This window comes from Bradyrhizobium sp. Mp27 (genome assembly GCF_029953005.1).
GTDB lineage: Bacteria > Pseudomonadota > Alphaproteobacteria > Rhizobiales > Xanthobacteraceae > Bradyrhizobium > Bradyrhizobium barranii.
Window position 1 is genome coordinate 1 of sequence record NZ_JASAUS010000741.1, and the last position, 280, is coordinate 280.

Genomic DNA, 280 nt, shown 5'->3' on the forward strand with positions numbered 1-280 from the left:
TTGTGGGGGTGATCGGCTTTGAACAACGTATCCACGAACTCGTCGGCGGTCAGCCGGAGCTGGCCGAACTCATGGAACCGCTTCTCGTCGCCCGACGCGTTTTACGCGAACAGTTCACACAACTGCATCGCAAAGTGCTTCTACTTGCCCGGGAAAGCGAGGTCTGTCGTCGGTTGATGACGATCCCTGGTGTCGGCCCCGTCACGTCGCTGGCCTTTATCAGCACGATCGACGTTCCCGCCCGCTTCAAGAGTTCGAAAGCCGTCGGGCCGTCCCTTGG

General features: G+C 60.0%; 1 protein-coding gene. It reads left to right on the forward strand.

The genetic code is table 11. The features are described from left to right. Window positions 1-280: transposase (locus tag QJT78_RS52515; protein WP_281460987.1), on the forward strand; the 280-nt coding region annotated here is incomplete at both ends.